The 8,649-nt window shown below is 36.9% G+C and carries 6 protein-coding genes and 1 pseudogene; all 7 read left to right on the forward strand.

Annotation, left to right across the window (positions count from 1 at the left end):
- Window positions 1-574: 574 nt before the first annotated feature.
- Window positions 575-2,296, forward strand: coding sequence for an ABC transporter ATP-binding protein (locus tag H346_RS0109450; protein ID WP_027970878.1), 1,722 nt, complete (start codon window positions 575-577; stop codon window positions 2,294-2,296).
- A 1-nt stretch (window position 2,297) separates the two neighbouring features.
- Entirely contained in the window at window positions 2,298-4,040 is a 1,743-nt protein-coding gene (locus tag H346_RS0109455; RefSeq protein ID WP_027970879.1) for an ABC transporter ATP-binding protein, read from the forward strand.
- A 203-nt stretch (window positions 4,041-4,243) separates the two neighbouring features.
- On the forward strand, window positions 4,244-5,122 hold the full coding sequence (gene mvk / locus H346_RS0109460; protein WP_027970880.1) for a mevalonate kinase: 879 nt from the start codon (window positions 4,244-4,246) through the stop codon (window positions 5,120-5,122).
- Window positions 5,104-6,048: a diphosphomevalonate decarboxylase gene (mvaD, locus tag H346_RS0109465; RefSeq protein ID WP_027970881.1), complete on the forward strand. Its 945-nt coding sequence runs from the start codon at window positions 5,104-5,106 to the stop codon at window positions 6,046-6,048. The genes mvk and mvaD overlap by 19 nt, the downstream gene beginning before the upstream one ends.
- On the forward strand, window positions 6,041-7,045 hold the full coding sequence (locus H346_RS0109470; RefSeq protein ID WP_027970882.1) for a phosphomevalonate kinase: 1,005 nt from the start codon (window positions 6,041-6,043) through the stop codon (window positions 7,043-7,045). The genes mvaD and H346_RS0109470 overlap by 8 nt, the downstream gene beginning before the upstream one ends.
- Window positions 7,042-8,034 carry a type 2 isopentenyl-diphosphate Delta-isomerase gene (gene fni, locus H346_RS0109475; RefSeq protein ID WP_027970883.1) on the forward strand — a complete coding sequence of 331 codons (993 nt, stop codon included), beginning with the start codon at window positions 7,042-7,044 and terminating at the stop codon, window positions 8,032-8,034. The genes H346_RS0109470 and fni overlap by 4 nt, the downstream gene beginning before the upstream one ends.
- 91 nt (window positions 8,035-8,125) lie before the next feature.
- Window positions 8,126-8,649, forward strand: a pseudogene (locus H346_RS10900) (hypothetical protein); the annotation flags it as partial.

Here is an 8,649-nt window from a genome sequence, read left to right on the forward strand (position 1 = left end):
AGATGTTTGTTTTAGAGCTGTGTTATTTTGAATGATTCCGAAATTTATTGTCAGATGGTCTGGAATGCTTTATTTAATTGTAATTATTTCACGTTGAGAGTAATTTTCGTTTAGCTGGTAGTCAACATTTTAAGATCTTTTAGGACTAATGTTTCCCTTTCAGAATATTCCAACCTTATCTTTTAGAGTTTTTCTAATGTTGTTTTTGGTGACGGGTGTTATGTTTCTTTGGGAGCATTTTTTAAATTCCTTGTAGTGAGATCGTGTTAGTTAGGAGATAGAAACGTTTTTAAAAGCAGAAAATGCTTTACAAAGTTTTTTTGATGTGTTAGAATGTTAGACAGATTAAAAGAAAGGAGAATTAAACAATGGATAATTCAGTTAAGTTTGTGAATTGTTTTAAAATACCTCTCCTTTCTAGCCAAAAAAGTTAGTTTCTTTTAGTGTTACTAATAGAAAATAGAGCCCGCGTTAGGAAGGATATCTTATTGCGGGCTTTTTGTGTGCAAAAATCCCTATTTTACCATTTATTATGTGGTAGTGTAGGTTGAATGGAAAGAAAAAGGAGGATAGGATGTTATCCTTAATGATCCGTTACATCAAACAGAAAAAGTGGGTTTATTTATTGGTGGCTTTGACCCTTTTTGTTTATGATGCATCGTTAGTTATTCCAACAAAAGTTATTCAAAGTTTGATTGATCATATGTCAAAAAATAACTTGAGTTTATCGTCACTTACTAGTCATATTATAATTTTATTGGGTGCTACTGCTTTATCCTATGGTACAGGTTATTTGTGGCATCTTAAGCTTTTTCAGGAGGCTGTGCATTTTAAATTTGATCTCCAACAGCGTGCTTTTCGCAAGCTAGTTTTTATGCGGACGCCGTTCTATGAAAAATTTAGATCAGGAGATATGATGACCCGTTTTTCAACAGATGTTGAAGCACTGATGGAGTTTATTGGTTATGGTTTAATGATTATTCTTTATGCTGGTGGGATGATCGTTTTCATTATTCCAACGATGTTTCTGATTTCTTGGCAAATGACTTTAATTGGGATGATTCCGATTGTTGTGATGATGATTATGATTTATTTCATTACAAAAAGACAAGAAATTTTAGTTGAAGAAGCACGTGACGCCGTTGCCAATTTGAGCGATGAAGTTTTAGAAACGGTTGAAGGTATTCGTGTGATGCGGGCCTATAGTAAAAAAGACTATATAGAAAGTCACTTTGCAAGAAAAACACAAGAACTGGCTGATCGTTGGAATCGCATCGCCAATTATCGAGGGCTTTATTTTCCTGTTTACAGTGTCATGATTGCAGTTAGTACTGTCATTATTTTAGTAACTGGATTACACTTTATATCAAAAGGTGAAATTAGTTTAGGTCAGGTTATTGCTTTGCAGCTTTACCTAGTTTCTTTGGTGGAACCATTTGGGATGTTATCTGATTTTATTTTGGTTTATCAAACTGGTCGTACGTCATTTAATAAAATTAATGAGTTGATCGAGACAGGTGATGATATGGAGAAAGATGGTCAACTTGAGTTAACATCTTATGATCAGATTTGTTTGACAAATTATTCTTTTAGCTATGCTAATAGTAATAAAGCAAGTTTGTCAGCCATTAATCTTACCTTGAATAAAGGAGAGACACTTGGTGTTGTTGGAAAAACAGGGGCAGGTAAGACTACTTTTGTGCGTCAATTTTTGCGGCAATACCCAGTTGGGCAAGGGAAATTTCAGATTAATGGACATGATGTTCTTGATTACAAGCGTTGTTCTCTCGAAAATCATATTGGCTATGTGCCACAAGAGCATGTGCTCTTTTCACAAACTGTTTTAGAAAATATTGCTGTGGGGAAAAAGGAGGCATCTTTAGAAGATATTTTAGTTGCTATTGAAACAGCTTCTTTTGCAGAAGATCTTAAAGGTATGTCTAAGGGGTTGGAGACAAAAATCGGAGAACGTGGATTATCTATTTCAGGTGGTCAAAAGCAACGCATTTCAATTGCCAGAGCCTTTCTTTCGGAACCAGATTTATTGATTTTAGACGATTCTTTATCAGCGGTTGATGCTCAGACGGAAACAGAGATTATTAGACACATTCAGGAGAAAAGACAAGGGAAAACTACCATAATTGTTAGTCACCGTCTGTCAGCTATCCAACATGCTGATTGGATTATTGTTCTCGACCAAGGTAGTATTATTGAAGAGGGTAAACCTGCCCAACTTCTAGCACGAAAAGGTTGGTACTATGAACAATACCAGCGACAACAGGCACAGGGGGATTAACATGGTATTATTTAAACGATTAATTTCTGAAATAAAAGTCGCTAAAACAACTTTTGCCACGGGAATCGGATTACTATTGATAGCTACAGCAATGGGACAAATAGCTCCCTTGTTTCTGCAACAGATAATCGATAATTATCTTGGCCCAGTTGCCAAGAGAGAAACGGTTGTTATTTCTGGTTTTCAAAAACTGGCATTGCTTTATTTAGCCTTTATCCTTATCACAGCTGTTTTACGTTATGTGTCTTATCGTACTTTGGTTTATTCTTCAAATAAGGTGATTACTCATTTGCGAAATTGTGCCTTTGATGTGATGCAAAGACTACCCATTTCTTACTTTGATCACCAACCTGCTGGAAAAATAGCAACGAAAATTGTCAATGATACGGAAACCTTACGAAATCAGTTTTATGATAACCTTTTGTCACAAATTCTTATTAGTTTGACCCAGATTGTCTTTATTTATGGGGTCATGATTTATTTGGATGTTAAATCTGGTCTTTTATTATTATTGGTGGTGCCTATTTTTTATGGGATACAAGTCTTGTATAAACGTCTGACTGATAAGCCTATGAAAGCTTTTTATGAGGCAAGAAGTGCTATCAATACACAAGTTAATGAAACCATGAATGGTGTTTCTATTATCCAACTCTTTCATCAGGAAGATCGTATTTTGAATAACTTTAACCGTCATCTTGATGACATGAAAACTGCTGATGATCGGATTATTTTTGCAGACTCTGTAGCCTCGTGGAATTTAACAGAAATGTTCAAATTCACAACAATTTCTGTTATTTTAGCTGTTATTGGTTATCAATTTTTACAAGGGAAACCGGGTATTACTGTAGGAAAACTGTTTATTTATCTTAATTATTTAACTAGATTATTTGATTTACTGGGGACACTTGTCAGACAATTACCTAATATTCAACGATCACAAACAACGGGAATCCGATTAATGGCACTTTTAGATCAAACAGCCGAAACAGAAGTAGAAGAAAAGATTACAGTTAATCAAGGAAGGGTTCAATTTGATCGTGTTTCTTTTGCCTATGAAGAAGGAAAAAATGTTCTCTCAGATATTACCATTGAAGCTAATCAGGGAGAAACTATTGCCTTAGTTGGTCATACCGGTTCTGGGAAGTCTTCTATCATGAATCTTTTGTACCGTTTTTATACGCCACAATCAGGTAGTATTACAGTTGATGGGCAGAATATTCAGAATTACTCAAGAGAAAGTTTGCGCTCTCAAATGGGAATTGTTTTGCAAGATCCTTATCTGTTCACAGGAACAATTGCTTCTAATGTAACCATGGGGAATCACGTTTATTGTGATCAAGACATTATGGAAGCTCTTGAAAAAGTTGGAGCCTCTCAAATGATCTCTCGGTTGGATAAGGGGATACATGAACCGGTCTATGAAAAGGGAGCTTCTTATTCGAGTGGCGAACGGCAGTTAATCGCTTTTGCGAGAACCTTGATCGCTAATCCTAAAATTCTCATTTTAGATGAAGCGACCTCCCATATTGATACGGAAACAGAAGACATTATCCAGCGTGCTATGGATGTTTTGAAAAAAGGACGAACAACTTTTATCATTGCTCATCGTTTATCAACGATTCAAACTGCCAATCGTATTTTAGTCTTGGACAAGGGAAGAATTATTGAACGTGGGACTCACCAAGAATTGTTGGTCCAAAATGGTGTCTATGCTCACCTATCTAAGCTTCAAGAAACAGTATAATAGCCTAATGTTGTGAGTTCATTTTAATGGTTTACTGTAAATAAGTGAAAAGCCTGAGATGGAGCAAAACTCAGGTTTTTTGTGTTGTTAGAAAAGTAGTTTAGAAAAGCTCTTAAAAGAGGAACTATCATCGCATTTTCTAACAATTTAGTGTAAAATAATAGGGGAAAAGTTTTAAAGAATATGTAATGAAAAGATAAAAGATGAAAGAAAAAATTGGATATGGAAAAGCACATAGCAAGATTATTTTAATGGGGGAGCATTCCGTTGTTTACGGCTACCCAGCTATTGCTTTGCCTTTGAAAGATATTGAAGTGATTTGTCACATTTTTCCAGCTGAGAAGCCTTTAACCTTTGATTTTTATGATACACTATCAACAGCTATTTACGCTGCCTTAGATTATTTGCAGCAGTTACAGGAACCCATTGCTTATGAAATTGTGTCTCAGGTCCCTCAAAAACGAGGGATGGGGTCTTCAGCAGCGGTTTCTCTTGCAGCAATTAGAGCCGTTTTTTCTTATTTTCAAAAGCCTTTGTCAGATGGTTTATTGGAGATTCTGGTTAATAAGGCTGAAATTATTGCTCATACCAATCCGAGTGGCTTAGATGCCAAGACTTGTCTTAGCGATCATGCGATTAAGTTTATCCGAAATATTGGTTTTGAGACTATTGTGATTGATCTGAACGCCTTTTTAATTATTGCTGATACAGGTATTCATGGGCATACGCGTGAAGCAGTTGATAAGGTTGCTCAGTTTGAAGAAGCAAATCTTCCTCATCTCGCTCGGCTTGGTTTTTTGACAGAAGCGGTTGAAAAGGCGATTAATCAAAAAGACAAGGCAGCAATTGGTCAATTCATGATACAAGCTCACGATTGTTTAAAAGCAATTGGAGTTAGTGTTTCAAAGACGGATCAGCTAGTTGCTGTTGCTCTTGAAGCGGGTGCTTTGGGAGCTAAGATGACAGGTGGTGGCTTGGGAGGTTGTATGATTGCTCTAGCTGATACAAAGGCAAATGCTGATAAAATTAGTGATAAATTAAAGGAAGAAGGAGCCGTAAATACGTGGATCCAAATGTTGTAACTGTAATATCATATGCTAATATTGCCATTATTAAATATTGGGGGAAAGAGGATCAGACTAAAATGATTCCATCAACTTCTAGTATTTCTATGACTTTGGAAAACATGTTTACTAAAACGAGTGTTTTCTTCTTACCGAGTACAGCAACAGGTGATCAATTTTATATTAATGGTGTCTTGCAAGATGACAAGGAACATGCTAAAGTTTCTGCTATAATAGATCAGTTTCGTAATGCTCCCCGTCCGTTTGTCAAAGTTGAAACCACAAATAGCATGCCGACAGCAGCTGGACTATCTTCTAGTTCAAGTGGTTTATCAGCTTTAGTAAAAGCCTGTGATCAATTATTTGAAACGCATTTAGACCAAGAGGTGTTGGCACAAAAAGCGAAGTTTGCTTCAGGTTCTGCTTCGCGTTCCTTTTTTGGACCGGTTGCCGCTTGGGATAAGGACACGGGTGCCATTTATAAAGTTGAGACTGACTTAAAATTGGCAATGATTATGCTTGTTTTAAGTGATGCCAAAAAGCCCATTTCTAGTCGAGATGGCATGAGATTGTGTCGAGACACCTCAATGACATTTGATCAGTGGGTTGAATCGTCAGCAGCAGATTATCAAAAAATGTTGATGTGTCTCAAAACTAATGATTTTGAAAAGGTTGGAGAATTAACCGAGGCCAATGCTTTAGCTATGCATGCGACTACTAAAACAGCCAGTCCTCCTTTTTCATATTTGACAGAAGAATCTTACCAAGCCATGGCAGCTGTCAAAAAACTTCGCCAAGAGGGTTATTTGTGCTATTTTACGATGGATGCAGGTCCAAATGTTAAGGTTCTTTGTCTAGAAAAGGATCTTGAGCAACTAGCACAGCGATTTGAAAAAGATTATCGTATTATTGTTTCTAAAACAAAGGAATTGCCAGATGTCTAGTTATCTTGTTCAGACAGGTGGTAAACTATATCTGACAGGGGAATATGCTATTTTAATACCAGGTCAAACAGCCTTGATTCATTATATTCCAATTATGATGACAGCTGTGATAGCGCCATCAGATAGTATTTGCTTAACATCAGATATGTTTAATTACACTGTAGATATGACTCCTGATAAATCTTATGGATTGATCCAAGCGGCTATCAAGACTTTTGCTGATTATTTAGGAATTTCGATTGGGGAATTACAGTCTTTTTCATTGTCTATCACAGGCAAACTGGAACGTGAAGGCAAGAAATTTGGCATTGGTTCGAGTGGGAGTGTGACCGTATTAACCTTAAAGGCCCTAGCTGCCTATTATCAATTGGTATTAGGTTCAGATCTTTTGTTTAAACTAGCTTCTTATACTTTGCTGAAGCAAGGAGACAATGGGTCCATGGGAGATATTGCTTGTATTGCTTATCAACAGCTAGTTGCTTTCACTTCCTTTGATCGAAAAAAGGTTAGCGGGTGGCTGCAAAACATGACGCTGCAAGAAATTTTACATCAGGATTGGGGTTATCGTATTCAACCAATCTTTCCGATCTTATCTTGTGATTTTCTTGTTGGTTGGACTAAAGTTCCTTCAATGTCAAGTCAGATGATTCAACAAGTTAAGGCAAAAATCACGTCTCGTTTTTTAGAAATGAGCCAGCAGATGACACAAGAGGCTATTTCTGCTTTGCAATTTGGACGAAAACAAACTCTAAAGGAGAGTTTACAAAAAGCTGGGCAGCTTTTAAATCACTTAGATGCAGCTATTTATCACCCTAAGTTAATCCAACTAGTAGAAGCTTGTCAAGATCAAGATGCTGTGGCTAAATCATCTGGATCTGGTGGAGGTGATTGTGGTATTGCTCTGGTCTTTGATGAAACAGCGAGAGAAGCTATTATTTCCAGATGGCAAGAAGCTGATATTGTTCTACTTTATCAAGAAAAATGGGGAAGATCATGACTAACCGAAAAAATGACCATATTAAATATGCACTAAAATATCAATCGCCTTATAATGCCTTTGATGAGATGGAACTTATACACCGTTCTCTACCCAGTTATGATTTAACAGAAATTGATCTTAGTACTCATTTTGCAAAACAGGATTTTGATTTCCCTTTTTACATCAATGCGATGACAGGGGGAAGTGAGAAAGGCAAAGCTGTTAATAAAAAATTAGCCAAAGTAGCAGCCGCTACTGGGATTGTTATGGTAACAGGATCATATAGTGCTGCTTTGAAAAATCCTAATGATGATTCTTATCGCCTACGAGAGGTCGCACCAGATTTACAACTGGCTACCAATATTGGTCTTGATAAATCGATTGTGTTAGGACAACAAACGGTTAATGAAATGAAGCCTCTCTTTTTGCAAGTGCATGTCAATCTCATGCAGGAATTATTAATGCCAGAAGGAGAACGGCATTTTAAAACGTGGAAAAAGAATCTAGCGGATTACGCCCAGCAAATGTCAGTACCAGTCATTCTCAAAGAAGTTGGTTTTGGGATGGATGTTACTTCAATCAAACTAGCGCATGCATTAGGCATTAACACGTTTGATATTTCTGGTAGAGGTGGGACATCTTTTGCTTATATTGAAAATCAAAGAGGTGGAAATTGTTCTTACCTTAATGATTGGGGACAAACAACCGTTCAGTGTTTACTCAATGCACAAGAAATGATGGATCAAGTAGAGATTTTAGCATCAGGTGGCGTGCGGCATCCCTTAGATATGATTAAATGTTTGGTCTTGGGAGCCCGTTCAGTCGGTTTATCTCACACGATTTTAGAACTAGTTGAAAAATACCCAACCGGGTGTGTGATTGACATCATTAATGGTTGGAAAGACGAGTTAAAACTTATAATGTGTGCGCTTGATTGTAAAACGATCAAAGATCTTCGTCAAGTGGATTATCTCTTGTATGGAAAATTGTATGAGGCTAATCATTAAGAAAAAGCCCCTTGTTATGACAAATGTTTAGCCATAATGAACTGCACCCCAAAAGTTAGACACAAAATCTAATGATTGGGGTGCTTTTCTTATGAAATTAAACAATAATGATAAGATCGAGATCTATCACTTAAGACAATTAGGTTGGACTTGGTCTCAACTCAAGCAAAGATTTGATGTGAATCAGGCTCATCTAAAATACTTGGTCCGACTAATTGATAAACATGGATTAGGTTGTGCTCAAAAAGATAAAAACAACTACTATTCATCAAAATTAAAAGAGGAAATCATAAACGAAGTTCTACTAAGAGGTCGCTCTCAACTAGAAGTTTCACTGGACTATGCGCTGCCAAATAGATACACTGCCTAATGGGATAGCGCAATACAAGAAAAACGGGTATACTATTCTTGAGAAAACAAGAGGGAAACCACAGAAATTGGGGCGTAAACCAAAGAAAACTTGGGAAGAAATGACGAATCTGGAGCGACTTCAAGAAGAAAATGAGCGTCTACGTACTGAGGTGGCTTATCTAAAAAAGTTGAGAGAACTGCGTCTAAGGGACGAAGCCTTAACGCGAGAAAGGCAGAAACAATTAGAGAACTGGTGGAAGGAGG

This window comes from Streptococcus castoreus DSM 17536, from assembly GCF_000425025.1.
Taxonomy (GTDB): Bacteria; Bacillota; Bacilli; order Lactobacillales; family Streptococcaceae; genus Streptococcus; species Streptococcus castoreus.